This is a genomic window from Kosakonia oryziphila (assembly GCF_900094795.1).
Lineage (GTDB): Bacteria > Pseudomonadota > Gammaproteobacteria > Enterobacterales > Enterobacteriaceae > Kosakonia > Kosakonia oryziphila.
Genome location: NZ_FMBC01000006.1, coordinates 64,389 through 88,702 on the forward strand (window position 1 = coordinate 64,389; position 24,314 = coordinate 88,702).

The following is a 24,314-nucleotide window of genomic DNA, read 5'->3' on the forward strand; positions in this document are numbered from 1 at the left end:
TACGTCAGATCGTTAAACTTTCCTGTTACTCATTGTTTTTAAAAAATAAAACCTGTTTATCCTTATGATGCCAGCAATCTGGCATAAGAAGTGCTTATGTTCCTCTGTCCGCTTTGGCGCGAGACGCCTCACCTGTACCGATAATAAAAGAGGAACATCTGATGAAATATGCTCACCCTGGCCTTGATGGCGCAAAAGTCTCTTTTAAACAGCGTTATGGCAATTATATCGACGGAAAATTTGTAGACCCGGTAGAGGGCGGCTGGTTTACCAATACCTCGCCGGTAACCGGACAGGTGATTGCCGAATTCCCGCGTTCGGGCGCGGTGGATATAGAGAGGGCTCTGGATGCAGCGCATGCTGCTGCCGACGCCTGGGGAAAAACCAGCGCGCAGGAACGTTCGAATGTGCTGCTGGCGATTGCAGACTGCATTGAAGCCAATCTGGAAGTTCTGGCGTTAACAGAAACATGGGATAACGGGAAACCCATTCGCGAAACGATGGGGGCGGATATTCCGCTGGCGGTCGATCATTTTCGTTACTTTGCCGGTTGCATTCGGGCGCAGGAGGGGACAGCCGCTGAAATCGACAGTAATACGGTGGCTTATCATATCTATGAACCGCTCGGCGTGGTCGGGCAGATCATTCCGTGGAACTTCCCGTTGTTGATGGCGGCCTGGAAACTGGCACCTGCGCTGGCTGCGGGTAACTGCGTGGTGCTGAAACCTGCGGAGCAAACGCCGCTTGGCATTTGCGTGCTGATGGAGTTGATTGGCGATCTGCTGCCAAAAGGCGTGCTCAACGTGGTTCATGGCTTTGGTTCGGAAGCGGGCGAACCGCTGGCTCGTAGCAAACGCATTGAGAAAATTGCGTTTACCGGCTCGACACCGATTGGCCGTCACATCCTCTCCTGCGCGGCGGAAAACATTATCCCCAGCACCGTCGAACTGGGCGGTAAATCACCCAATATTTACTTTGAAGATGTGCTCAATGGCGATGCTGAATTTATCGATAAAGCCGTCGAAGGCGTCGTGCTTGGCTTCTTTAACCAGGGCGAAGTCTGTACCTGTCCGTCACGCGTGCTGGTGCAGGAGTCCATCTATCCGCAGTTCGTGGAAAAAGTGCTCGCGCGCATGGAAAACATCCGCAAAGGCGACCCCTTTGATACCGAGACGATGATTGGTGCTCAGGCTTCGCAGGAGCAGTACGACAAAATCCTTTCCTATATCAACATTGCCCGCGAAGAGGGGGGCGAAATCATCACCGGCGGCGAGCTTATCAGGCACGGTGATGCGCTGCAAAACGGCTTCTATATTCAGCCGACATTGATTAAAGGCCACAACGGCATGCGCTGTTTCCAGGAGGAAATTTTTGGGCCGGTGCTCGGGATCACCACTTTCAAAGATGAGGCTGAAGCGCTGCGTATTGCTAACGATACCGAATTCGGCCTTGGCGCCGGGCTGTGGACGCTGGATATCAACCGCGCATGGCGCATGGGGCGCGGCATCAAAGCCGGGCGCGTGTGGACCAACTGCTACCACCTCTATCCGGCACATGCTGCTTTCGGTGGCTACAAAAATTCGGGCGTTGGGCGAGAAACGCACAAGCTGGCGCTGAGTCATTATCAGCAGATTAAAAACCTGCTGGTCAGCTACAGCGGAACGCCGCTGGGTCTGTATTAATCAATCTCATCAGGATGAGGCAATGCTATGCAACTGAAAACGATGAAAGCGGCAGTGGTTAAAGCATTCGGGCAACCGCTGGTGATTGAAGAAGTCATGGTACCTGCGGTGGCAGCGGGCAAAATTCTGGTTAAGATCGCGGCGACCGGCATTTGCCATACCGATTTGCATGCCGCAGAAGGCGACTGGCCGGTGAAACCGAATCCACCGTTCATTCCCGGTCACGAAGGTGTTGGTCATGTGGTCGCGGTGGGGCCGGGCGTGACACATGTAAAAGAGGGCGATCGGGTTGGCGTGCCGTGGCTTTATTCTGCCTGCGGGCACTGCGAACACTGCCTGAGCGGTTGGGAGACATTGTGCCATGGGCAACAGAATTCCGGTTATTCGGTAAACGGTACTTTTGCTGAGTATTGTCTGGCGGACGCTAACTATGTCGGTCTTCTGCCGGATAACGTCGATTTCCATGCGATTGCGCCAATCCTCTGCGCCGGGGTAACGGTTTACAAAGGGCTGAAGATGACGGAAGCCCGCGCCGGTGAATGGGTGGTGATCTCCGGTATCGGCGGTCTTGGTCATCTGGCGATCCAGTATGCCGTAGCGATGGGGATGAATGTGGCGGCGGTAGACATTGACGATGACAAGCTCGAATTTGCCCGTCGGCTTGGCGCATCGGTGGTGGTCAATGGGCGGGAAGAGGATCCCGGCAAGCGCTTCCACGCTGAGTTTGGCGGCGCGCACGGCGTGCTGGTCACGGCGGTGTCACCAAAAGCGTTTGAGCAGGCAACCACTATGATGCGCCGTGGCGGAACGATGGTGCTGAACGGGCTGCCGCCGGGCAAATTCGACCTCTCGATCTTTGATATGGTGCTGGATGGCATCACCGTGCGCGGCTCAATTGTTGGGACGCGCAAAGATCTGCAAGAGGCGCTGGATTTTGCCGGTCGCAATAAAGTGCATGCGGAAATTGCCGTTGAACCGCTGGAGAATATCAACGGCATCTTTGATCGGATGCGCGCCGGGAAAATAACCGGCCGTATTGTGGTGGATATGTCGTTGTGATTGCGTGGTGATAAAAAACGGGGCTCCGGGCTAATGCTGGTCACTTAAGGTGACCAGCAACCTTTTTATCCGGATACTTTTTGCATTTTGCTCTCACCTCTCGCGGGTAACTTCGCTCCCGTCTCATGGGCAACAATTGCAGCGTAGACGCCTCGGTCGCATTGAAGCGCAAATCGCCACTCTTGAGCAGCGCCGCGCACAGTTGCTCGCCGCCTTGAGTCACAGCGACGAGCAATAACAAACCACGCCGTAACGTGGTTTGTTGGGGGCGATGTATTATAAACCGCGCTGCGCCATCAGTTTCGTGAGATCCACCAGCCGGTTGGAGAAGCCCCACTCGTTATCGTACCAGGCGAGGATTTTCACCAGGTTGCCGCCAATCACCAGCGTCGACAGGCCGTCGATGATGGAAGATCGCGGATCGCCCTGATAATCACTGGAAACCAGCGGCTCATCGCTATAGCCAAGAATGCCTTTTAACGGCCCGTTTGCGGCGGCTTTGCGGAAAGCGTCATTCACTTCTTCTACAGTCACATCGCGTTTCAGCGTTACCGTCAAGTCGACGATCGACACCACCGGTACCGGTACGCGTAGTGAATAACCGGTCAGTCGGCCGTCCAGTTCCGGGATCACTTTGCCGAGCGCTTTCGCCGCGCCGCTGGAGTAAGGCACGATGGAAAGCGCTGCGGCACGCGCGCCGCGTAGATCTTTTTCCGGCTGGTCGTGCAGCGCCTGGCTGTTGGTGTAAGCGTGGGTGGTGTTCATCAACCCGTGTTCAATACCAAAGTTCTGGTGCAGTACCTGTGCGGCAGGCGCAAGACCGTTGGTGGTACAACTGCCGTTGCTGACCACGAAGTGACGTGTCGGATCGTACTGCGTATCGTTAACGCCGAGCACGATAGTCAGGTCATCATTTTTCCCCGGCGCGGAGATAATCACCCGTTTTGCGCCGCCGTGGCTAATATGCACCGCCGCTTTTTCGCGATCGGTAAAGAATCCGGTGGCTTCAATCACAATTTCCACACCGACATCGCGCCACGGAATGTTCGCCGGATCGCGTTCACTGAAGACGCGTACCGCGTTGCCATCGACAAACAACTGGCCTTCACCTGCTTCAACCGGAACCGGCAATGTGCCGAGCAGCGAATCGTGTTTCAGCAGATGGGCGAGGGTTTTGCTGTCCGTTAGATCATTGATGGCGACGATTTGAACCTCTGTGTTACCGAGCGCGGCGCGCAGTACGTTGCGCCCGATCCTGCCAAAACCGTTAATGCCGACCTTAACCATGATTGACTCCTTCTTTTTCGTGTCTGAAGTCACTTTAGGTCGGCAGCGTTTTGGCGTAAAGGACGAATAAGGATCACTTTACGCCATTTTGCGGCAATGGAAACGCTGGCGATACTCTCCGGGGGTAAGGTGCAACTGACGCTCAAAGATGCGGCGTAAGTTGATGCTGTTGCCGAAACCCGTAGCGGCTGCCACACTCTCCAGTGTTTCGCGGGTTTGTTCCAGGCGATGTCGTGCAGCGGCAAGCCGCGCTTCGGCAACATAACGCGCCGGAGGAACGCCGGTTTCTCGGGTAAAGACGCGGGTGAAATTGCGCGGGCTCATCGCCACACGTTCGGCAAGTTTTTCGACTGAGAGATCGGCAGTCAGGTTTTTCAGGATCCAGCTTTGTAACTCACTGACAGGCCCGATACTCTCCGCCTGTTGCAGATGATAGCGGCTAAACTGCAACTGGCCGCCGGGACGACGCAAGTACATCACCAGATCCTGCGCGACGTCGCGGGCGAGGGTGAAACCATAATCCTCTTCGACCAGCGCCAGCGTCAGATCAAACCCGGAACTGACGCCGCCGGAAGTCCATATCGGCCCATCCTGAATATAGAGAGGGCCACTTTCTACCTGGACCATGGGGAAGCGTGACTGCATGATCTCGAGCAGCCGCCAGTGGGTAGTGGCACGCCGACCGTCAAGCAACCCGGTTTCCGCCAGCAGCATCGCGCCGCCGCAGATAGAAGCCACTCTGTCGGCATGGGGAGCGGCGAGACGCAGCCAGTCAACGACAGCGGTGCCTTCCTCTTCATTAGTTCCGCGCCCGGTGATCATAATGGTATCCCACGGCTCACGCGGGTCCAGTTCCGGTAGACGGAAATCGGCCAGCAGATTCAGGCCAGACTGGCCGTGGATCACCTGGTGTGGCTGCGTGGTAGCAATGCTCACCCGGTAACGCGGCTGTTGGGTTTCATCCACATGCAGGCGATTGGCCTGCATCAGAATGTCGGCAATACCGGCAGCTTCGAACAACATGCTGCCATCGGGAACGATAATCAGGAATCTCTTCATGTCCTGAAAAGTACGCTTGCCACATTATATGTCAAGATGCGGATAGGATTTTAAGCGTAAGAGCTGGCTTTGATCCAAATCTGAAAGACTGTAAATGAGAAGCAAACGAATTTCCAAATCGCTACTATAACTACAGTACAGGATTTTTATCGGTCGCATATCACGCGAGGATTCATCCATGACAATAGCAAAGGCGTATAACTTAAAGCAGGCTTATCAAATGATTACCTCTGGCAAGCAGACGGAGGTGGAGTTGGCATTTGATGTCGATGCCGATGACTTTTTCATGCTTTCTGCGAATTATGGCGACAGCGGTGCAAAAATAACCCGCCATAATAATCATTTTGTGCTCACGATCGATCAAGAAGAAACGTCAGCATCTGACTGACTTTTAATCATATTTTTTTTGGTGGCTATTTTGGGCGACGGGCATAACGGTGCCGCCCTGGTACTTATTTTTCCTGAAATCCTGCCGTCATCTCTGCGTTATATTCCTGCCGTTTAATGGCGTAAGCGTGCCCCGAAGCGTACTTCTCGCAGTGTCTGGCATCATCGGTTGTTACTCTTTGATCGTGGAGCGCGGTCAGCAAAACTCGTTATCAACTGTTTCCCCCGGTATTTCCGCCGGGATTTTTTTACTCCAGGATGAAAGTGACGCTGTCACAAAATAAAGCGGCAGGCATAAAAAACCTGCGGGTTTGATCCCGCAGGTGTGTTATTTGCCGCAGCACGGTTTATTGCAGGTCGAAACGGTCCAGATTCATCACTTTCGTCCAGGCGGCAACGAAATCGATGACAAATTTCTGTTTCGCATCGCTGCTGGCGTAGACTTCCGCCAGAGCGCGCAGTACCGAGTTGGAACCGAAGACCAGATCGGCGCGCGTCGCCGTGTAGCGCACTTCGCCGCTCTGACGATCGCGGGCTTCAAACAGTTCCGCTTTTTCGTCGGTCGTTTTCCACGCGGTACGCATATCCAGCAGGTTGACGAAGAAGTCGGTGCTCAGCACGCCGACGCGATCAGTAAAGACGCCGTGTTTGCTGCTATCGTAGTTGGCACCCAGAACACGCAGCCCGCCGACCAGTACTGTCAGTTCCGGTGCGGTCAGTGTCAGTTGCTGGGCTTTATCAATCAGCAGGGTTTCAGTGCTCACCCCATCCCAGACGCGGCGATAGTTACGGAAACCATCAGCCAGTGGTTCCATCAGATTAAAGGAGTCGACATCCGTTTGATCCTGACGCGCATCAACACGTCCCGGTGTAAACGGCACATTCACCTGTACACCGGCCGACGCCGCCGCCTGCTCAACGCCAACCACACCGGCCAGCACAATGATATCGGCCAGTGAGGCTTTTGCTGACGCCTGCTGAATGCGTTGCAGCACCGGTAAAGCTTTCACTGCATGGGCGTTTACTTCCCAACCATTTTGCGGGGTGAGCGCAAGACGTGCGCCATTGGCACCGCCGCGTTTATCACCGCCCCGGAAGGTGGAAGCGGAAGCCCAGGCTACCGAAACCAGATCGCTTACCGACAAGCCTGATGCGGCGATATCCGCTTTCAGGTTGGCGATATCTGTACCGTCAGGGTGATAAGTGGCAGCCGGTAACGGATCCTGCCAAATCAGATCTTCATGCGGAACTTCAGGCCCGATATAGCGGGATTTCGGCCCCATATCACGGTGTGTCAGTTTGAACCATGCGCGGGCAAAGGCTTCGTTAAATGCCTGCGGATCGTTCAGGAAGCGACGAGATATTTTCTCGAATTCCGGGTCAAAACGCAGCGTCAGGTCGGTAACCAGCATCGTGGGTTTACGTTTTTTCGCCGGATCAAACGGGTCCGGGATGATTTCCGGCGCATCGACGGCTTCAAACTGGATAGCGCCAGCCGGGCTACGGGTCTGGACCCACTCATATTTGAACAGGTTCTCAAAGAAGTAGTTGCTCCACTGGGTTGGCGTTTGTGTCCACGCCACTTCCAGCCCGGAGGTGATAGCATCAGCGCCTGCGCCGCTGCCATAGCTGCTCATCCAACCAAGGCCCTGTGCTTCCAGCGGTGCGGCTTCCGGTTCTGGACCAACATGGCCATCCGGTGTGGCTGCGCCGTGGGTTTTACCCAGTGTATGACCGCCGGCGATCAGCGCGACGGTCTCTTCATCGTTCATCCCCATATTGCCGAAGGTGGCGCGAATTGCCGAGGCGGCGGAAACGGGCTCACCACTAGCGTTCGGGCCTTCCGGGTTAACGTAAATCAGCCCCATCTCAGTGGCGCCAATTGCTGCCTGTGCCAGACTTTCCGGATGACGATGGCTCAGCCACTCTTTCTCATTACCCCAGTCCACGTCGAAATCCGGTTCCCAGACATCTTCACGGCCCGCGCCAAAACCGAAGGTGCGGAAACCGGCATTTTCCAGCGCCACATTCCCCGCCAGAATGATCAAGTCGGCCCAGGAGATTTTCTGGCCATATTTTTGTTTTACCGGCCACAGCAAACGGCGCGCTTTATCAAGGCTGACGTTATCCGGCCAGGAGTTCAGCGGCGCAAAGCGCTGCTGACCGCGTCCAGAGCCGCCACGGCCATCAACGGTGCGATATGTCCCGGCGCTGTGCCAGGCCATACGTATAAACAACCCGATATAGCTGCCCCAATCGGCAGGCCACCACGATTGCGAATCAGTCAGTACGCTACGGATGTCGGCTTTCAGTGCGGAATAGTCGAGTTTTTTAAACTCTTCGCGGTAGTTAAAAGACTCACCCAGCGGATTGGAGCGGTTAGAATGCTGGTTCAGCAGATCGACACGCAGTTGGTTTGGCCACCAGTCCCGGTTACTGGTGGCTCTGGGCGTGCTGGGCTTGCTGGCTTTATCATGGAAAGGGCATTTCTCGACGGCTGAAGAGAGGGGTTTTTCGTCTGACGTGCTCATATCTGGCTCCATTTGCTTGTGTAATGCCGTTACGATATACACTGCTTCCTGTTAAAGGTACTTGAATAAATCTACAGATTTGATAGTTAATACCTTTCTTTTGATGCGTAAAAAATAGACAAGCATCACATAAATTCATCATTGCCCCAAACCTTAGCAATCGCGCTACGCTTGATCCGTTTTTTTTGTGTCTTGTTTGATCGAACCCATAAAAGGGCGGCAGAAGCGCAGATTACCGTCAGTGCACAAGAGACTGAGGCAGAAAGAAAAGATCGCAGAGACTCCGCCATAAACCAGCATAAAGGCGGGATAAAGGCTTTTACTATGAAAAGGCAGTTATCAGGCGAACAGCCTTAAAAATCGAAGAGTGATATCGTTTTTGACACTGGCGGAAAATGTACTGCGGCATTCACCACGAATAATCGGGTGGGTGAAACTGGAGAGTATTTTAGCCCAACTCACCAGCACCTACCGAAGCATGGTGCTGGTTTATTAGCGGTGATTTTGTGGGGATCCCTCAGCCCGAAGGGGTAAGGCTCAGGGATGAGCCGAATAAAAAAGCCAACACACCTGCGACTTGAAGGATGACGGGTAATTCTCTTGCCATGGGACGTCAGAGGCATTCGCCTGAAAACCTCTATGCAGCATGCTGTCCGCTGCTGACAGACATGACAAAATGTGCGCTTATCTTGACAATCCATTGACAGATAATTGCCTGGTCAGTAGTTTCATTTGCAATTACTGACCAGGCAAACATCATGACAGACACGACAGATACCCCCATTCCCAAACTGCATCTTGGTTTACTGATTCATCTGGCGAACCAGTTTAAAGACCAGCTCATCAGCCAGTATTTTTCGTCGACGGACATCACTGCCGCCCAGTTCAAAGTGCTGATCAGTATCTACAAAGGCTTTAACAGCCCGATAGAAGTGAGCAAAAACTTGCTGATGGATGCGGGGGCAATGAGCCGCATGCTGGAACGGATGGCGAAACGCGATCTGATCGTGCGCAACACCAATCCGCAGGATAAACGCCAGGTTATCCTGGCACTGACCGAAAAAGGGCAGCAGATTTGCGAACGTTTCCAGAATGAGGCGCTGGCCTCGATTCTCAGTTCGCTGACCTGCCGCCTGACACATGACGAGTCCCGATTGCTGGTCGATTTATTGATAAAAATGTTGCCGGAAGAGGCAACCCGCCCACATCGCTAAGCTGTCCAATAAGGTATTCACGATGCAAACTTCATCTGCACAAGCCGAACGCGCGCCGGGCAAACGTAAGCGCAACTTCGCTATTCTGTTCCTCATCTTGCTGGCGATCGCCGCAGGATGTCTGGCCTGGTACTTTTTGTATGCCCGCTATTACGAAACGACCGATGACGCCTACGTCAATGCCAACCTGGTAACGCTGACCCCGCAAATTGCCGGTACTGTCACGCAGGTTGCGGTTGATGAAGGCGATTACGTAGAAAAAGGGCAGCCACTGGTGCTACTCGATCCGAGCGATACGGAAATCGCCCTGCAACAGGCGGAAGCCAACCTTGCCAGCACTGTGCGCCAGGTGCGCGGGCTTTACAGCACCGCCGATAACTATCGCGCGCAGGTTGAAGCGAAACAGGTGGCGCTGCAAACCGCGCAAAATGATTATGCGCGTCGGCAAAAGATCTTCGCCAGCGGAGCGATTGCTGCTGAAGATCTGGCGCATTACCGCGATGCGGTGACTACTGCGAAAAGCGATTTGGCGGCGGCGCAACAGGCGTTAACCACCAATCTGGCGATGGTCGATGACACGGTTATCGACAGCCACCCGGAAATCAAAAGCGCGGTCGCCACCCTGCGCCAGCGCTATCTCGACAATGCCCGTAGTACCATTGTTGCGCCGGTGAGCGGCTTTGTTGCCAAACGCGCGGTGCAGCTTGGCATGCGGGTTGATTCCGGCACGACGTTGATGTCGATTGTGCCGCTGGATCAGGTCTGGGTGGATGCCAACTTTAAAGAGAGCCAGATGGAGACGATGCGACTGGGGCAGAAAGTGACGCTGACCGCCGATCTCTATGGCGATAACGTCGAATACCACGGGGTGATTGAGAGCCTTGGCATTGGTACCGGCAGCGCCTTCTCGTTGCTACCCGCGCAGAATGCCAGTGGTAACTGGATCAAAATTGTCCAGCGTCTGCCGGTGCGCATCACGCTCGATCCGCACGATATACAGAAACATCCGCTGCGCGTGGGGCTGTCAATGTTTGCCCGCGTGGATATCCATGATACGGATGGTCACCTGCTGCCACAGCAAACTGTTGCCGCACCGCGCTTTACCACCGATGTGTACCAGAACGCGCTGCAAAATGCCGATCAACTGGTGGCGAAAATTCTTCATGACAACAGCCAGGCGGTAGCGTCCAGCGCCCGTTAAGAGAGACGTTATGCAAGATAAGTCGGCGTTTACGCCTCCCAGCCTGCTGCTGGCGACGATTGCGTTGTCGCTGGCAACATTTATGCAGGTGCTGGATACCACTATCGCCAACGTGGCGCTGCCGACCATCGCCGGTAATCTCGGCGTTAGCTCGGATCAGGGCACCTGGGTGATCACCTCGTTTGCGGTGTGTAACGCCATTGCGCTGCCACTAACTGGCTGGTTCACCCGCCGCTTCGGTCAGCTTAAGCTGTTTGTCGGTTCGGTGGCGCTCTTTACCCTGACCTCGTTCCTCTGCGGCTTCGCCCACAGCATGACCGAGTTGATTATTTTCCGCGCCCTGCAAGGCTTTTTCGCCGGGCCGATGTTCCCAATGTGCCAGACGCTATTACTGGTCATTTTCCCGACCAGCAAACGCAGCATGGCGCTGGCCCTGCTGTCGATGGTGACCGTTGTGGCGCCGATTGTCGGCCCGATCACTGGCGGCTGGATCACTGATAACTACTCGTGGCCGTGGATCTTTTATATCAACGTGCCGATCGGGATTTTCGCCGCCATTACCGTCTGGAGCCAGCTTCGCGCCAGGGAAGAGACTACCACCACTGCGCCGATTGATTATATTGGCATTGTGTTGCTGGTTCTCGGCGTTGGGCTGTTGCAGGTGGTGCTCGACAAAGGCAACGATCTTGACTGGTTCAACGCGCCGGAAATCATCGTCATGTCTGTTATTTCCGCGATTGCGCTGGTCTCGTTTGTGATTTGGGAACTGGGGGAAAACCACCCGATTGTGAACCTGCGGCTGTTTAAGGATCGTAACTTCGCGATCGGTACGGCAACGCTGACGCTCGGCTATGCGGCGTTTTTTGCCATCAACATTATTCTGCCGCAGTGGCTGCAAACCCAGATGGGCTACACCGCCATCTGGGCCGGGCTGGCCGCTGCGCCGATGGGTTTTTTGCCACTGTTGCTGACGCCGTTTATCGGCCGCTATGCGCACAAAGTGGATCTGCGATTCCTCGCCACGCTGTCGTTTCTGACGATGGGCATATCGTGTTTACTTCGTGCTCAGTTCAATACCAGCGTCGATTTTCGCACTATTGCCGAAGTGCAGATGTTTATGGGCATCGGTGTGGCCTTCTTCTTTATGCCGATCACCACCATTGTGCTATCGAATTTGAATGGTGTTGAAGTGGCGGAAGGCTCCGGGCTGGCGACCTTTTTCCGCGTGCTCGGCGGTTCTTTCGCCTCGTCGCTCACCACCTGGATTTGGTCGCGGCGTGAGGTTTACCACCATGCTAACCTCACCGAGAGCGTTACTACTTATAACCCTGCGGCAATGAACTACCTGCATAAGATGGGTGGTGTAACGCAGCAGCACCTTGCAGCAGTGGATAAAACCATCGAGCAACAGGCCTATATGATGTCGACCATCGACTATTTCTGGCTGCTGGGCTGGGGTTTTATGGGGCTAATGGTGTTGATTTGGTTTGCCCGTCCGCCGTTTGTGCGTTCCGGTGTGTCTGGTGCGCCGCCCGCAGCAGGACATTAATACAGATACCCAAAATAATTCGAGTTGCAGGACAAAACGCGTTTCCGTTTTGAGCAGTGCTTGCGCAGGGCCAGAGGTCCGAGTCTGAATAAAAAGCCAGCACGTGTAACCTGAAGTATGACGGGAATAAGATGAGATACGCTATGGCACCCGTGTTATCCGGCAGTGATGGTCGTTTATTGCAGCACCGTTCTTTTGTCGCGTTCTGGCTGTCGCGAACCAGTTCCAGCTTTGGTTTTCAGATGTTATCCATCATTGTCGGCTGGCAGATCTATTCCCGGACGCAAAGCGCCTTCTGGCTGGGGATGATTGGTCTGGTGCAGTTTGTTCCTTCGGTCACGCTGGCACTGCCTGCCGGGCATATCGCTGACCAGTTTGATCGGCGCCGCGTGGTGCTGATAGGACAAATTTGCGAATGGCTGGCGATTGCGGTGCTGGCCTGGCTGACGTGGCAAGGCGATGCCAGCGTCTGGGTGATCCTGCTGCTGATTTTTATTATCGCCTGCGCCAAAACTGTTGAATCACCGTCGATGATTTCGATGCTGCCAGCTCTGGTTCCGGCCTCGATTTTACCCCGCGCCACCGCTGCCAATGCGGTTTCCGGCCAGGCTGCGCAGATTGTCGGCCCGGCGTTGGGCGGTTTTCTCTATGCGGCGGGCGCGGAGGTGGTGTATACCGCCACGGCGGGGTTGTATCTGATGTCGTTGTTGCTGGTCGCCACATTGCGCTATGAACAGGCGCAGCCGAGACGCACACCCGCCACGCTTTCATCACTGTTCGCCGGGGTGAATTTCATCCGCAAACGCCCGGATGTGCTGGGGGTGATCTCTCTCGATCTGTTTGCCGTGTTATTGGGTGGGGCGACGGCGCTGCTGCCTATTTTCGCTCATGATGTGTTGCATACCGGGCCGCTGGGATTGGGTTTGCGCAGCGCGCCTGCGGTTGGGGCGCTGCTGGTGGGCTTCTGGCTCAGCCACCGTTCACTTACGCGCAACGTCGGAATGATCATGTTTATCAGCGTGACCGGGTTTGGCGTGGCGACGCTGATCTTTGCGTTTTCAAACCTGATGTGGCTGTCACTGCTGGCGCTGTTCGCCCTCGGTGGCTGCGATATGGTGAGCATGGTGATCCGCGGTTCGCTGGTGCAACTGGATACGCCGGATGAGATGCGCGGGCGGGTCAATGCGGTTAACTCGATCTTTATCAACACCTCAAATCAGCTTGGCGAATTTGAATCCGGGATGCTCGCCGCGTGGCTCGGAGCTGTGCCCGCTGCGGCGCTGGGTGGTATTGGCACGCTGCTGGTGGTGGCGCTGTGGATGAAGATGTTCCCCGGACTTAGGCATCGTCAGCGGCTGGAGAGCAGTACAGCTTAACCGCTGGTGCGGGGGGAAGACCGGAAAGCGCCCGGCGGCGAAGCTGATTAATTTTGACGGGATTGGCCACGCGCCGCAGAGAGAAGAAGGGGGGCGTTTTGATCATGCGGGAGTCCCTTCGTGAATAGTCAGTGTAACAGTTGTTGTTTACGTGCCTGAATGCGCCCCTTCACCTGCAACTTTTCATATAACTGTTTCAGATGCCATTTGACGGTTTCCACAGAGCTCCCCAGTGCGCTGGCGATTTGTTTGTTGGAATGGCCATCGGCAATTAAGCGCAATGTTTGCTGTTCGCGCTCCGTTAACCGCAGGCTTGCAGTTGCGGGAGCGGGCAGCATCGCGCCCAATTGGCTAAGTAGCGTACGGATGACCATATTCTGCGTGGGCTGCTTATTCAGGTGAGCCAGCCACAAGGCAAGATCCGGGCCGAGGTCTTGTAAACTGCGTCGAAGATTTTTCGCCACCGCGCTTTGCAGTGCTGGTAAGCCCCGCCTTAATCCTGCTCCCGCTTGCGGCGCAACGTCAGCAATGGCGTGACCGAGATGCCGTGGATCAGCACGCTGAAAGTCACTATCGTAATAGCGATATTCGCCAGTTCGCTGGCGCGGACGCTGTCTAACCCGTGCATATACGCATACGCAATATAATTCAGGCTACCGATGCCGCGGATCCCCAGCCATCCGAGGCTCAGACGATGCAACAGCGACTCTTCCGAATGCCAGGTCAGCAACAGCACCGACAGCGGTCGAATAATGACAAACAGCATGAAAGCCAACAGCAGGGCGGGCATATCCCAGTGTTGCGCCAGCGTGATGCCCAGAATAATCACCAGCGCCGCCGCAAAGATCCGCTCAACCGTATCGCCAAAGGAGAGCGCATCGCCAATCACCAACCCCACCGATTTGATCGGGTTATGTTCTTCCAGTCCGTGGCGCGCGTGGGGGTTCACCTGCATTTCCGCCGGTAAGTCGTGGTCAACTTCTTTCTGGTCCGGATGCCTTTTCTGCACGCTGACTTCGGCGCTACGCAGCCCAACGCCGGCGGCAAACGCAGCAAGAAAACCGGACGCGCTGACGGCCATGGCAAAGGAAAAACTGAGACAGATCAGCGACAGCGCGACAAAATCGCTGGGCGCGACTTCGCCCTGAGCATGTCGGGAGCGGGTGGCGATAAGCCCAATGCTGCGCCCCAGCAAAAAACCGATAGCCAGCCCGCCTACCAGCGCCCAGACCAGATCGATGCTCAGCCAGCTAAGCCACTCATCGGCGCTGATGCTGCCGCCCGCCCGATGCCAGATCAGCGCCAGCATCAGAAAAGGCAGAGCGGTGCCATCATTCAGCCCGGCTTCGCTGGAGAGGGCGATTCGGAGTTGGTCGCCATCCCTGGCATCGTTGATGGAGACCAGGCTTGCCAGTACCGGATCGGTTGGTGCGAGGATCGCGGCAAGCGCCAGCGACAGCGGCCAGGAAAGATCGGCCATGAAATGGGCGGCCAGCATCATTCCCCCGATGGTGAGCAACATGCCAGGCAGCGCCAGTTTGATACCCATCTTCCAGTAAGGCGAGGTGAGTGGCAGGCGAATTTTTAACCCGGTAATAAAGAGCGAAGCCGCCATAGCGATTTCTGTAACCCGGCTAGTCAACATGGCGTGTGCCGCAATATCAATATTGAGGATATTAAATACCCAGGGGCCGCAGGCAATACCCACCAGCAGATAAAGGCCAAAAACCGACACTGGCGCACGGTTTATCCAGCCATAAGAGAGTGACATTAATAATAATAAACAGCCAGTTGCTGCCGTCCACGCCCAATATCCCATATCTCTCCACTGTGTCATTTAGCTATTTAAAAGGGTGTAGCCGCTGAAGAGACTATATTCAAGGATATTGCAAAGCGAGGCGGTAAATTAGGTGTTGTGAACGATAAAATATTATTTTCAGCTTCGTTATTTTCATTCATCGCTATTTTTGTTCTACCCTTTACGTTCGTGGTAATTAAACATTGAGAGGTAAGTGAATGGATAGCATAAATAACCCGAAGCACACCACAAATCAGACTAATACCGAAAACTACCCGGTTCCGCCATTTCCACATCAAAAACAGCCGTTCCCCGGCCTTGCCGGGAAAATGGAGCCGCGTCCCGATCACGGTGAAAAAAGCTACCAGGGCAGCGGTCGGCTGAATGGCCGTAAGGCGCTGATAACTGGTGGTGATTCCGGTATCGGCCGCGCTGTTGCGATTGCCTTTGCCCGCGAAGGTGCCGATGTGGCCATCAACTACCTGCCAGCGGAAGAGGAGGATGCGCGGGAAGTGATTGCCCTGATCAAAGAAGCCGGACGCAAGGCGGTGGCGATCCCCGGCGATATCCGCGATGAAACGTTCTGCCAGCAATTAGTGGAACAGGCCAGTGAAGCGTTAGGTGGGCTGGATCTGCTGGTGAATAACGCCGGGCGTCAGCAGTTCTGTGAATCGATAGAAGATCTGACCACCGAAGCGTTTGATGCCACGTTCAAAACTAATGTCTACGCCATGTTCTGGATCACCAAAGCCGCGCTGAAGAAGATGTCCCGCGGGGCGGCGATTATTAATACCACCTCCGTTCAGGCGTACGAACCGAGCGAAATACTGCTCGATTATGCCCAGACCAAGGCAGCCATCGCGACGTTTACCAAATCCCTTGCCAAACAATTGGGGCCGAAAGGCATCCGTGTGAACGCCGTTGCGCCTGGCCCGTACTGGACGGTGCTGCAATGCTGCGGCGGGCAGCCGCAGGAAAAAATCGAGCAGTTTGGCGCCTCCGCGCCGCTCGGCCGTCCCGGCCAGCCGGCAGAGATTGCGCCGCTGTATGTCACCCTGGCTTCGTCTGAAAACAGCTATGCATCAGGCCAGGTCTGGTGTTCTGACGGTGGTACGGGAACCGTGTAACGCGCAGCCCTCTTTTATCAACGTCAGGAGAATCGCCTGTGAAAGCATTAACGTATCATGGACCTCATAGCGTCAAAGTTGAGAACGTCGCCGATCCGGGGTTAATCGCGCCGGACGACATCATTCTGCGCGTGACCGCGACGGCGATTTGTGGCTCCGATTTGCATCTGTATCGCGGCAAAATTCCGGGTACGCATCATGGCGATATCTTCGGCCATGAGTTTATGGGCGAAGTTGTCGAAGCCGGGCCGGAAGTGAAAAACGTCAGCAAAGGCGATCGCGTGGTGATCCCGTTTGTGATCGCCTGCGGCGACTGTTTTTTCTGCCAGTTGCAGCAATATTCGGCCTGTGAAAACACCAACAGCGGACAGGGCGCAGCGCTAAATCGCAAGAGCATTACGCCGCCCGCCGCGCTGTTTGGCTACAGTAGCCTGTACGGCGGTGTTCCGGGCGGGCAGGCGGAGTATGTCCGTGTGCCGAAAGCCAACACCGGGCCCTTTAAAGTCCCGGACATTCTGCCGGATGAGAAGGTGCTGTTCCTCTCCGATATTCTGCCGACGGCCTGGCAGGCTATGCTGAATGCCGAAGTGAAACCGGGCTCGCGGGTGGCCATTTACGGTGCCGGGCCGGTGGGGTTGCTGACGGCGGCCTGCGCGCGCTTTAAAGGCGCTGAGCAGATTTTTATCATCGATCACAACGATTACCGGCTGGAGTTCGCCCGGCAACGCTATGGCGCTATCCCGATTAATTTCGATAAAAACGACGATCCCGCTGCGTGGATTATCGAAAATACGCCGGGCAACCGGGGCGTTGATGCGGTGATAGATGCCGTGGGTTTTGAAGCGAAAGGCAGCATTACGGAAACCGTGCTGAGCACACTCAAAATTGAAGGCAGCAGCGGGAAAGCGCTGCGGCAATGTATCGCTGCGGTGCGGCGTGGCGGCATCGTCAGCGTGCCTGGCGTTTACGCCGGGTTTATCCACGGCTTTATGTTCGGCGATGCCTTCGATAAAGGGCTGACCTTCAAAATGGGGCAGACGCATGTTCATGCCTGGCTGCCGGAATTGCTGGCGCTTGTCGAACAGGGACACCTGACGCCGGAGGAGATTATTACCCATCATTTGCCGCTGGAAGAGGCGGCGCGCGGGTATGAAATCTTCGAAAAACGCCAGCAAGAGTGCCGCAAAGTGATCCTCGTACCCGGCATGAATGCGGAAAAAGCTACCGTCTGATTCTGTGTCAGACACAGGCGCTGCGGTGTCTGTGCCTTTACTCTGGAGAGCGATTTGATGACTACACCTTCGTTATCTATTGCCAATGAACTGGGGCGGTTGTTAACGGAAAAGAAGCTGCAACTGGCGACGGCGGAGTCCTGCACCGGCGGGATAATCGCCTCATCGTTGTGTGCGGCGGAAGATACCCCGTCATTCTATGGCAGCGGGTTTGTAACCTTTACCGACGAAGCCAAGATGATCATGCTTGGTGTCAGTCGTGAAACCCTTACCGCACACACGGCGGTAAGCGAACAGACGGTTATTGAGATGGCGGCGGGCGCAGTGCGCCAGTCGCAGGCGCATATCGGTGTTGCGGTCAGCGGCTATGCCGGGCCGGACGGCGGCGAAGATGGCACGCCTGCGGGCACGATCTGGTTTGCCTGGCAACTAGCCGACAACAGCGTGCATACCCGGGTGAAACAGTTTACCGGCGACAGCGAAGCGAATATTAAAGAGGCGACCAATTATGCCCTCGGCAGATTAATTCGCTTATTAGCCGAATCTGACCAAATGCGGAAATGAGCGCGCTGAAATAAAACAAGCGTAACGAGGAAATAATCTTCCTTGTGCCGTTTGGTTGTTTTTTGCTTTACCGGGCTATAGTGAAAAGTCTGCGTAAATAATGAGGAGGTAACCATGTTACAGGTTGAAAAAGACGATCCCCATGAAGCACCGGAATCCGGCGATAAAAAACCCGTTCCGCCCAAAAAATAACCGTGAACAGGCCACACGCGTGGCCTTTTTTAACGACATAAGAAAATACCTAAATATCTCTGGCTAAGGCAACAATCGCCTGACAATTTGGCCGCTATGTTGTAGCGGCTATTTTTAAACATCATCGATACGTCATGTAAAAACACTCACCGCGTACAGACGCGGAAGGTGATCTGTTTCCCCGCAGAAGGGAACGGACGTAGAGGATGGGTCTGAGGAAGCAAAATGAGCCTGCAAAAATGTACCGTAATTTACGACGGCCAGGCCCTTGTTGGCCCGGCGGATATCCCATTGATTGATTTTCTGGATGCCTGCAACAAGACCTTGCCCCATGTCTGCTATCACCCGGCGCTGGAGCCGCTGCAAACCTGCGATGTCTGTTGGGTGGAACAGGCGGGTAAATTGGTGCGTGGCTGCACGCTGCGCAGCCATGAAGGCCTGGAGATCAACAGCGCCAACCCGCATGCCAGCGCCGCCCGCGAAGAGGGAATGGATCGCCTGCTGGCGAAACATGAGCTCTACTGCACGGTCTGCGAACATAACACCGGCGACTGCACGTTGCACAACACTATGGTGGACATGCATCTGCCGATTCAGCGCTATGCGTGGCAGCGTAAACCTTACGTGAAGGACGAATCCAACCCGTTTTACACCTACGATCCTGATCAGTGCATCCTGTGCGGGCGCTGCGTGGAAGCCTGCCAGAATGTGGAAGTGAACGAAACGCTGAGCATTGATTACACCCAACAACATCCCCGTGTTTTGTGGGATGGCGGCACGCGGATTGCGGGTTCCAGTTGCGTCAGTTGCGGCCATTGCGTCACGGTTTGCCCCTGTAACGCGCTGCTGGAAAAAACCATGCAGCCCGATGCCGGGCCGTTTACCTCCATGCCCCAGTCGCTGAAACGCCCGCTAATCGACGTGGTGAAGGCGCTGGAAAATACCATCGGCGCAGAGATCGTTTCCGGGGTGTCTGTCATCGATACGCAACTGCGCCAGCAGGAGATTAAACGCACCAAAACGGTCTGTACTTACTGCGGCGTGGGATGCAGCTTTGAGATGTGGACCCGCGACCGTCATCTGCTGAAAGTCCAGCCCGTCACCGACGCGCCCGCCAACGGCATTTCCACCTGCGTGAAGGGGAAATTCGCGTGGGATTTTATTAACAGCCCGCAGCGGCTGACCACGCCGCTTATCCGCGAAAATGACCGCTTCCGGCCCGCCTCCTGGGAGGAGGCGCTGGATCTGGTCGCTAAACGGTTGCTGGCGATCCGCGATGAAACGGGGCCGGACAGTATCGGTTTTATTGGTTCCAGCAAAGGCAGTAATGAAGAAGCCTATCTGACGCAAAAAATCGCCCGGCTGATTATCGGCACTAATAGCGTCGATAACTCCTCACGTTACTGCCAGAACCCGGCCACTGAAGGGCTGTTTCGCACCGTGGGTTATGGCGGCGATGCGGGTACTATTGCGGATTTGGCACAGGCGGAGCTGGTGGTGATCGTCGGCAGTAATACCGCAGAAAACCATCCGGTAATTGCCTCACGGCTGAAGGCCGCGAAAAAACAGCGCGGTCAGCAGTGGCTGGTGGTCGATCCGCGACGCCACGAAATGGCCGAACGCGCCGATCAGCACCTGCGCATTCACCCTGGCACCGATCTGGTCTGGGCTTCGGCGATGTCCCGCTACATGTTTGACCACGGTTACGCCGACGAGGCGTTTCTCACTCAGCGCGTTAACAATGTCGAGGCGTACCGCCGCTCGCTTGAACCCTTCACCCTCGATTATGCCGCGCAAATTACCGGCATTCAGGAAGCGGATCTGCGCGCGGCGGCGGAGCGGATTGGCCGCGCGGGCAGCGTCTGCATTATGTGGGCGATGGGGATCACCCAGCACAGCCACGGCGCAGATACCAGCACGGCGCTCTCCAACCTGCTACTGGTGACCGGCAACTACGGTCGGCCGGGAACCGGCGGTTATCCGATGCGTGGGCATAACAATGTGCAGGGTGCCAGCGATTTCGGTTGCCTGAAAAATTTCTATCCTGGATATGAATCGGTCAGCGATCCGCAGGTGCGCGATAAGTGGGCGCGCGCCTGGGGTGTGGACCCGCAGCGGCTCTCGCTGGAGATAGGCGAAGACAATTTTATGATGGTCAAACTCGCCAGCAGCGACCAGCTTCGTGCGATGTATGTGATTGGCGAAGAGACGGCTTTTTCCGATGCCGATACCACCAATGTGCATCAGGGGTTTAGCGAACTGGATTTTCTGGTGGTACAGGATCTGTTTCTCAGCCGTACCGCGCAGTTCGCTGACGTGGTGCTGCCAGGTTGCCCAAGCGTGGAAAAAGAGGGCTCGTTTGTCAACACTGAGCGGCGCATTCAGCGTTTCTACCCGGTGATGCCACCGCTCGGCGACAGCCGTCCGGACTGGCTGATCCTGACTCAGCTTGCTGCGCGGATGGGCTTCGACTGGGGATATACCCATCCGGGGCAAATCATGGCCGAGGTGGCAGGCATCGCCGGGAGTTTTGCAGGCGTTAGTTATGAGCGGCTGGAGGGCTGGAAATCGCAACTCTGGCCGGTGAAGGCGGATGGCAGCAGCACGCCGTTGCTTTATACCGACCAATTCAAAAGCGCGGATGGCCGCGCCACGCTCTATCCGGTGAGCTGGCAGCCTCCGGCGGAAGAGGCAGATGCCGACTACGATCTGCTGCTGAATAATGGCCGCATGCTGGAGCATTTTCAGTCCACGAATCAGAGCGGCAGAGGCGGGCGCACCACCAGCTTATCCCCCGAATGGTATGTCGAAATCAGCCCTGAACTGGCGGCTGGCCGTAACCTGAACACTGGCGACTGGGTCAGGCTGAGTTCCCGCCGTGGCGCACTGGAGATCCCGGTGCTGGTCACTGATCGGGTGCAGGGCAAGGTGCTGTTTATCTCGATTCATCAGGGTAAAGAGGGCATCAATCAGTTGACCGGCGAACATCACGATCCGGCGGTGAATACGCCAGCCTATAAAGAGATCGCCATCCGCCTCGACGCGCTTGACAGAACGCCCCATCCCAATCCTTTACCGGAACATAACTTCCGCCACGGTAAGCGTACTCCCATCTCCAGGGTGCCGGTGGAAGAGAAATGGCGTCGTGACGATTACCGCGAGCCGCCGGAACATGAACCTCATCCGGAGAAATTTTAATGGCGAAATCGATTGAGTATCAGCCGGAACCGGCAAAAATCGGGCCGGACGCCCGAGAAGAACTGGATCGCCTGCTGGAAACCCTGCACCAGCACGGTGTGCTGCGGTTGCTGAACGATCTGGTCGCGGCGAACAACGAAGTGGCGCAGATCCTCGTCAACGGCTTGCAGCGGCAGGGCACGCTGAACGCCATTCAGAATATCTCCCTGATGCTGATGGCGCTCTCTTCATTGCCGCCGGATCGCGTCTATAAACTGGCCTTTGGCCTGCGCGATCTGGCAGAGGCAATAAGCCAGCCAAAAGCCGATGACGAGGAAAAAGCGCCCGGCGTACATGGAGCGTGGAAGATGTTGCAGGATGACGATCTCTGGCGCGCACTGCGTCCGCTGATCCATGGGCTGGCGGCGTTTTCCCGGCGTATGGAGGAGCCGGTAGACAAGCCGATCTCCGCTTTTACCGGTAAGCCCAGCGATGCCTGATATCAGTCCGGAAACGGCTCTGCTGCTGGCGCGTACGCAATTCGCTTTCACCATCGGCTTCCATATTGTGCTGGCGGCATTCACTATTGGCCTCGCGCAGTTTCTGATGCTGCTGGAAGGGATGTGGCTTTGGCGCAGGCAGCAGGTCTGGCTCAGCCTGTGGCGCTACTGGAGCAAAATCTTCGCTCTCAATGTTGCCGTCGGCGTGGTGACTGGCGTGGTGATGGAGTTTGCTTTCGGTACCAACTGGAGCGGGCTGGCGAGCCGGACGGGCGCAGTGCTCGGGCCGATGCTCTATATGGAAGTGCTGGTGGCGTTCTTCCTTGAAACCGGTTTTATGGGCGTGATGCTGTTCGGCATGGGCAAGGTGCGGCCGTGGGTCCATCTTATGGCGACCTGCATTGTGGCGCTGGGATCGTTTTTCAGCGCCTTCTGGATCCTCGCGGCGAACTCGTGGATGCAAACACCAGACGGTTTTGCCATCGGCGCGGATGGCCGTTTTCGCCCCGTGGACTGGTGGGCGGTAATTTTTAACCCGTCGTTTCCGTGGCGGATGGCGCACATGGTAGCGGCCGCGCTGCTCGGCACCGCCTGTCTGGTCGCAGCCAGTGGCGCATGGCATTTGCTGCGCGATGTGCGTCATCCTGCGGCACGTAAAATGTTCTCTCTCGGTATGTGGATGCTGGTAGTGATGGCACCGCTGCAAATCGTGCTTGGCGATCTGCATGGCGAAAACACCCGCGATCACCAGCCGGTAAAACTGGCGGCGATGGAAGGGAGCTGGAATCCGCCGCCGCCGGGTGAAGGCGAGCCGATGCGGCTGTTTGCGCTGCCGGATATGGCCGAACAGCGCAACCATTATGAAGTCGCCATCCCCGATATCGGTTCACTCTACCTGCGCCATAACCTGAGTGGCACCATTCATAGCCTCAACCAATACCCCACCAACGAACTACCGTGGGTGCCGTTGGTGTTCTGGTCTTTTCGCCTGATGGTCGGCCTTGGCCTGTTGATGGCCACGGCGGGTATCGCCGGGCTGGTGGTGCGCCTGCGCGGTCGTCTGTGGCGCGCGCGTTGGTTGCATAAGCTGATGGTGCTGATGGCTCCAGCCGGGTTTATCGCCATGCTGGCGGGGTGGGTGGTAACGGAGGCCGGACGCCAGCCGTGGACGGTATATGGCCTGCTGCGCACCGATGAAAGTGCATCGCCGATAGCCCCGGGTTTACTGTTGGGTTCACTGGCGGCTACCGTCACCGTTTATCTGCTGCTGTTCAGCCTCGGGCTGTGGTTTTTGCTGCGTTTGCTCGCGCACCCGCCGCAGTCGGACGAAGAGAGCGCAATGCCGGAAGTGGCGCAACGTACGGGAAGAGGAGCCGATGAATGAGTGACGTGTTGGGGTTACCCTGGCTGCAAACACTGTCGGCGGCGGCGCTGGTGCTGAGCGTGTGGATCTACGTGCTGCTTGATGGCACCGATCTCGGCACCGGTATGCTGTGTGGATTGCAGCGAGATGCCGCTTCCCGCAAGAGGATTAATCTCTCATTGCTGCCGGTGTGGGACGGTAACGAAACCTGGCTGGTGCTGGCGGCAGGAGGGCTGCTCGGGCTGTTTCCGCTGGCATATGCCATTATTCTCAGCGCGCTGTATGTCCCGGTTTTTGCCATGCTGCTGGCGCTGGTTGTGCGTGGGATGGCAATTGAGTATCGCCACCACGCCCCGCGCCTGTTCGATACGATGCTGGTGGGCGGCTCGTTACTGGCGAGCCTCGCGCAGGGCACTATTGTCGGCTGTCTGATCGAGGGCATTCCGAATGACGGCCAGCAGTTTAACGGCACCGGCGGCGAGTGGTTCAGCCCGTTTCCTCTGTATTGTGCACTGGCACTGGTGGTTGGTTACTGCCTGATGGGCGCCGGCTGGCTGAACTGGCGCTGCACTGGAGCATTGCAACAGTGGGGCAGACGCGCGATCCCGCCGCTTGTCGCGCTCGCCGCGTTACTGGTGGCGGGATTACTCTTCTGGACGGGGCAATTACAGGAAACCTGGCGTCGCCATCTGCTGAACCCGTGGCTGTGGCTGCCGCTACTCAGCGTGGCGGTAATCGCCGCCGCCGGGTTAGGGTTCAGCCTTACGCGGCGCTACGCGTTTATGCCGCTGGCGGCGATCCTCATGCTGGTGAGCTGCGCGTTGGGCGCGCTGGTGTTTACCCTGTTTCCGTTTATCGTTCCGGTTAATGTGATGATCCACCAGGCGGCCGCGCCGCCAGAAACGCAAAAATTTCTGCTGATCAGTTTTGCGTTACTGGTGCCCATCACGCTGCTCTATAACAGCTGGGGATTTCGCGTTTTCAGCGGCAAGATTGAGTAAACCTTCCCGCGTTGC

At 56.1% G+C, this 24,314-nt stretch carries 19 protein-coding genes and 1 pseudogene; 15 read left to right on the forward strand and 5 right to left on the reverse strand.

Translation table 11 applies throughout. From position 1 onward, the window contains the following. Positions 1-161: 161 nt before the first annotated feature. Positions 162-1,682 (forward strand): aldehyde dehydrogenase family protein, encoded by a 1,521-nt coding sequence (locus GA0061070_RS04410; protein WP_090134010.1) that lies wholly within the window; start codon positions 162-164, stop codon positions 1,680-1,682. A 27-nt stretch (positions 1,683-1,709) separates the two neighbouring features. Further along, a complete protein-coding gene (adhP, locus tag GA0061070_RS04415) occupies positions 1,710-2,741 on the forward strand; it encodes an alcohol dehydrogenase AdhP (RefSeq protein ID WP_090134012.1) in 1,032 nt (343 codons plus the stop codon). A gap of 276 nt (positions 2,742-3,017) precedes the next feature. Here adhP and gap read toward each other — a convergent pair whose 3' ends face one another. Together gap and GA0061070_RS04430 are read right to left on the reverse strand one after the other, a co-directional pair. Beyond that, complete coding sequence (gap, locus tag GA0061070_RS04425; protein ID WP_090134013.1) at positions 3,018-4,028, reverse strand: type I glyceraldehyde-3-phosphate dehydrogenase; 1,011 nt, start codon at positions 4,026-4,028, stop codon at positions 3,018-3,020. Positions 4,029-4,106: 78 nt separating this feature from the next. Beyond that, positions 4,107-5,087, reverse strand: coding sequence for a GlxA family transcriptional regulator (locus GA0061070_RS04430; RefSeq protein ID WP_090134015.1), 981 nt, complete (start codon positions 5,085-5,087; stop codon positions 4,107-4,109). Positions 5,088-5,265: 178 nt separating this feature from the next. On the opposite strand from GA0061070_RS04430, the gene GA0061070_RS24630 reads away from it, so the two are divergent. Further along, complete coding sequence (locus tag GA0061070_RS24630; RefSeq protein ID WP_139109727.1) at positions 5,266-5,475, forward strand: hypothetical protein; 210 nt, start codon at positions 5,266-5,268, stop codon at positions 5,473-5,475. A gap of 346 nt (positions 5,476-5,821) precedes the next feature. On the opposite strand, the gene katG is transcribed toward GA0061070_RS24630, so the two are convergent. Next, positions 5,822-8,005 carry a catalase/peroxidase HPI gene (gene katG, locus GA0061070_RS04435; RefSeq protein WP_090134017.1) on the reverse strand — a complete coding sequence of 728 codons (2,184 nt, stop codon included), beginning with the start codon at positions 8,003-8,005 and terminating at the stop codon, positions 5,822-5,824. Positions 8,006-8,342: 337 nt separating this feature from the next. On the opposite strand from katG, the pseudogene GA0061070_RS25440 reads away from it, so the two are divergent. The 5 genes and pseudogenes from GA0061070_RS25440 to GA0061070_RS04455 all read left to right on the forward strand — a co-directional run. Next, positions 8,343-8,501 (forward strand): annotated as a pseudogene (locus GA0061070_RS25440) (IS4 family transposase); the annotation flags it as partial. 262 nt (positions 8,502-8,763) lie between these two features. Then, positions 8,764-9,219, forward strand: coding sequence for a MarR family transcriptional regulator (locus tag GA0061070_RS04440; protein WP_090134019.1), 456 nt, complete (start codon positions 8,764-8,766; stop codon positions 9,217-9,219). A gap of 22 nt (positions 9,220-9,241) precedes the next feature. After that, positions 9,242-10,420, forward strand: a complete 1,179-nt coding sequence (locus GA0061070_RS04445) for an HlyD/EmrA/EmrK family protein (RefSeq protein WP_090134020.1) — start codon at positions 9,242-9,244, stop codon at positions 10,418-10,420. Positions 10,421-10,430: 10 nt separating this feature from the next. Next, on the forward strand, positions 10,431-11,969 hold the full coding sequence (locus GA0061070_RS04450; RefSeq protein ID WP_090134022.1) for a DHA2 family efflux MFS transporter permease subunit: 1,539 nt from the start codon (positions 10,431-10,433) through the stop codon (positions 11,967-11,969). Positions 11,970-12,112: 143 nt separating this feature from the next. Next, positions 12,113-13,345: an MFS transporter gene (locus GA0061070_RS04455; protein WP_090134023.1), complete on the forward strand. Its 1,233-nt coding sequence runs from the start codon at positions 12,113-12,115 to the stop codon at positions 13,343-13,345. Positions 13,346-13,473: 128 nt separating this feature from the next. Here the strand turns inward: GA0061070_RS04455 and GA0061070_RS25305 are convergent, their stop codons facing one another. Then, positions 13,474-13,809: a LuxR C-terminal-related transcriptional regulator gene (locus GA0061070_RS25305; protein WP_244153035.1), complete on the reverse strand. Its 336-nt coding sequence runs from the start codon at positions 13,807-13,809 to the stop codon at positions 13,474-13,476. Between the two features lie 29 nt (positions 13,810-13,838). Then, the gene (locus GA0061070_RS04465; protein WP_090134025.1) at positions 13,839-15,164 is read right to left on the reverse strand and encodes a cation:proton antiporter; all 1,326 of its coding nucleotides are present in this window, start codon (positions 15,162-15,164) and stop codon (positions 13,839-13,841) included. A gap of 197 nt (positions 15,165-15,361) precedes the next feature. Here GA0061070_RS04465 and GA0061070_RS04470 point away from each other — a divergent pair, with 197 nt between their 5' ends. From GA0061070_RS04470 to GA0061070_RS04500, 7 genes are all read left to right on the forward strand, one after another. Continuing rightward, positions 15,362-16,270, forward strand: a complete 909-nt coding sequence (locus GA0061070_RS04470; protein WP_090134027.1) for an SDR family oxidoreductase — start codon at positions 15,362-15,364, stop codon at positions 16,268-16,270. Positions 16,271-16,308: 38 nt separating this feature from the next. Then, positions 16,309-17,502, forward strand: a complete 1,194-nt coding sequence (locus GA0061070_RS04475) for a zinc-dependent alcohol dehydrogenase (protein WP_090134028.1) — start codon at positions 16,309-16,311, stop codon at positions 17,500-17,502. A 57-nt stretch (positions 17,503-17,559) separates the two neighbouring features. Further along, entirely contained in the window at positions 17,560-18,066 is a 507-nt protein-coding gene (locus tag GA0061070_RS04480; protein WP_090134030.1) for a 2-oxo-tetronate isomerase, read from the forward strand. Between the two features lie 417 nt (positions 18,067-18,483). Further along, positions 18,484-21,456: a formate dehydrogenase subunit alpha gene (gene fdhF, locus GA0061070_RS04485; RefSeq protein ID WP_090134032.1), complete on the forward strand. Its 2,973-nt coding sequence runs from the start codon at positions 18,484-18,486 to the stop codon at positions 21,454-21,456. Then, a complete protein-coding gene (locus tag GA0061070_RS04490) occupies positions 21,456-21,935 on the forward strand; it encodes a helical membrane plugin domain-containing protein (protein ID WP_090134034.1) in 480 nt (159 codons plus the stop codon). Before fdhF ends, GA0061070_RS04490 begins: the two co-directional genes overlap by 1 nt. Beyond that, complete coding sequence (locus tag GA0061070_RS04495; RefSeq protein WP_090134036.1) at positions 21,928-23,319, forward strand: cytochrome ubiquinol oxidase subunit I; 1,392 nt, start codon at positions 21,928-21,930, stop codon at positions 23,317-23,319. Before GA0061070_RS04490 ends, GA0061070_RS04495 begins: the two co-directional genes overlap by 8 nt. Then, positions 23,316-24,299 (forward strand): cytochrome d ubiquinol oxidase subunit II, encoded by a 984-nt coding sequence (locus tag GA0061070_RS04500; protein WP_090134038.1) that lies wholly within the window; start codon positions 23,316-23,318, stop codon positions 24,297-24,299. Before GA0061070_RS04495 ends, GA0061070_RS04500 begins: the two co-directional genes overlap by 4 nt. Positions 24,300-24,314: the final 15 nt, after the last annotated feature.

What these genes read in the sequence shown, in the direction of transcription:
- GA0061070_RS04410 (WP_090134010.1), top strand. Translation starts at nt 162, where the DNA reads ATGAAATATGCTCACCCTGGCCTTGATGGCGCAAAAGTCTCTTTTAAA.
- adhP (WP_090134012.1), top strand. Translation starts at nt 1,710, where the DNA reads ATGCAACTGAAAACGATGAAAGCGGCAGTGGTTAAAGCATTCGGGCAA.
- gap (WP_090134013.1), bottom strand. Translation starts at nt 4,028, where the DNA reads ATGGTTAAGGTCGGCATTAACGGTTTTGGCAGGATCGGGCGCAACGTA.
- GA0061070_RS04430 (WP_090134015.1), bottom strand. Translation starts at nt 5,087, where the DNA reads ATGAAGAGATTCCTGATTATCGTTCCCGATGGCAGCATGTTGTTCGAA.
- GA0061070_RS24630 (WP_139109727.1), top strand. Translation starts at nt 5,266, where the DNA reads ATGACAATAGCAAAGGCGTATAACTTAAAGCAGGCTTATCAAATGATT.
- katG (WP_090134017.1), bottom strand. Translation starts at nt 8,005, where the DNA reads ATGAGCACGTCAGACGAAAAACCCCTCTCTTCAGCCGTCGAGAAATGC.
- GA0061070_RS04440 (WP_090134019.1), top strand. Translation starts at nt 8,764, where the DNA reads ATGACAGACACGACAGATACCCCCATTCCCAAACTGCATCTTGGTTTA.
- GA0061070_RS04445 (WP_090134020.1), top strand. Translation starts at nt 9,242, where the DNA reads ATGCAAACTTCATCTGCACAAGCCGAACGCGCGCCGGGCAAACGTAAG.
- GA0061070_RS04450 (WP_090134022.1), top strand. Translation starts at nt 10,431, where the DNA reads ATGCAAGATAAGTCGGCGTTTACGCCTCCCAGCCTGCTGCTGGCGACG.
- GA0061070_RS04455 (WP_090134023.1), top strand. Translation starts at nt 12,113, where the DNA reads ATGGCACCCGTGTTATCCGGCAGTGATGGTCGTTTATTGCAGCACCGT.
- GA0061070_RS04465 (WP_090134025.1), bottom strand. Translation starts at nt 15,164, where the DNA reads ATGGGATATTGGGCGTGGACGGCAGCAACTGGCTGTTTATTATTATTA.
- GA0061070_RS04470 (WP_090134027.1), top strand. Translation starts at nt 15,362, where the DNA reads ATGGATAGCATAAATAACCCGAAGCACACCACAAATCAGACTAATACC.
- GA0061070_RS04480 (WP_090134030.1), top strand. Translation starts at nt 17,560, where the DNA reads ATGACTACACCTTCGTTATCTATTGCCAATGAACTGGGGCGGTTGTTA.
- fdhF (WP_090134032.1), top strand. Translation starts at nt 18,484, where the DNA reads ATGAGCCTGCAAAAATGTACCGTAATTTACGACGGCCAGGCCCTTGTT.
- GA0061070_RS04490 (WP_090134034.1), top strand. Translation starts at nt 21,456, where the DNA reads ATGGCGAAATCGATTGAGTATCAGCCGGAACCGGCAAAAATCGGGCCG.
- GA0061070_RS04495 (WP_090134036.1), top strand. Translation starts at nt 21,928, where the DNA reads ATGCCTGATATCAGTCCGGAAACGGCTCTGCTGCTGGCGCGTACGCAA.
- GA0061070_RS04500 (WP_090134038.1), top strand. Translation starts at nt 23,316, where the DNA reads ATGAGTGACGTGTTGGGGTTACCCTGGCTGCAAACACTGTCGGCGGCG.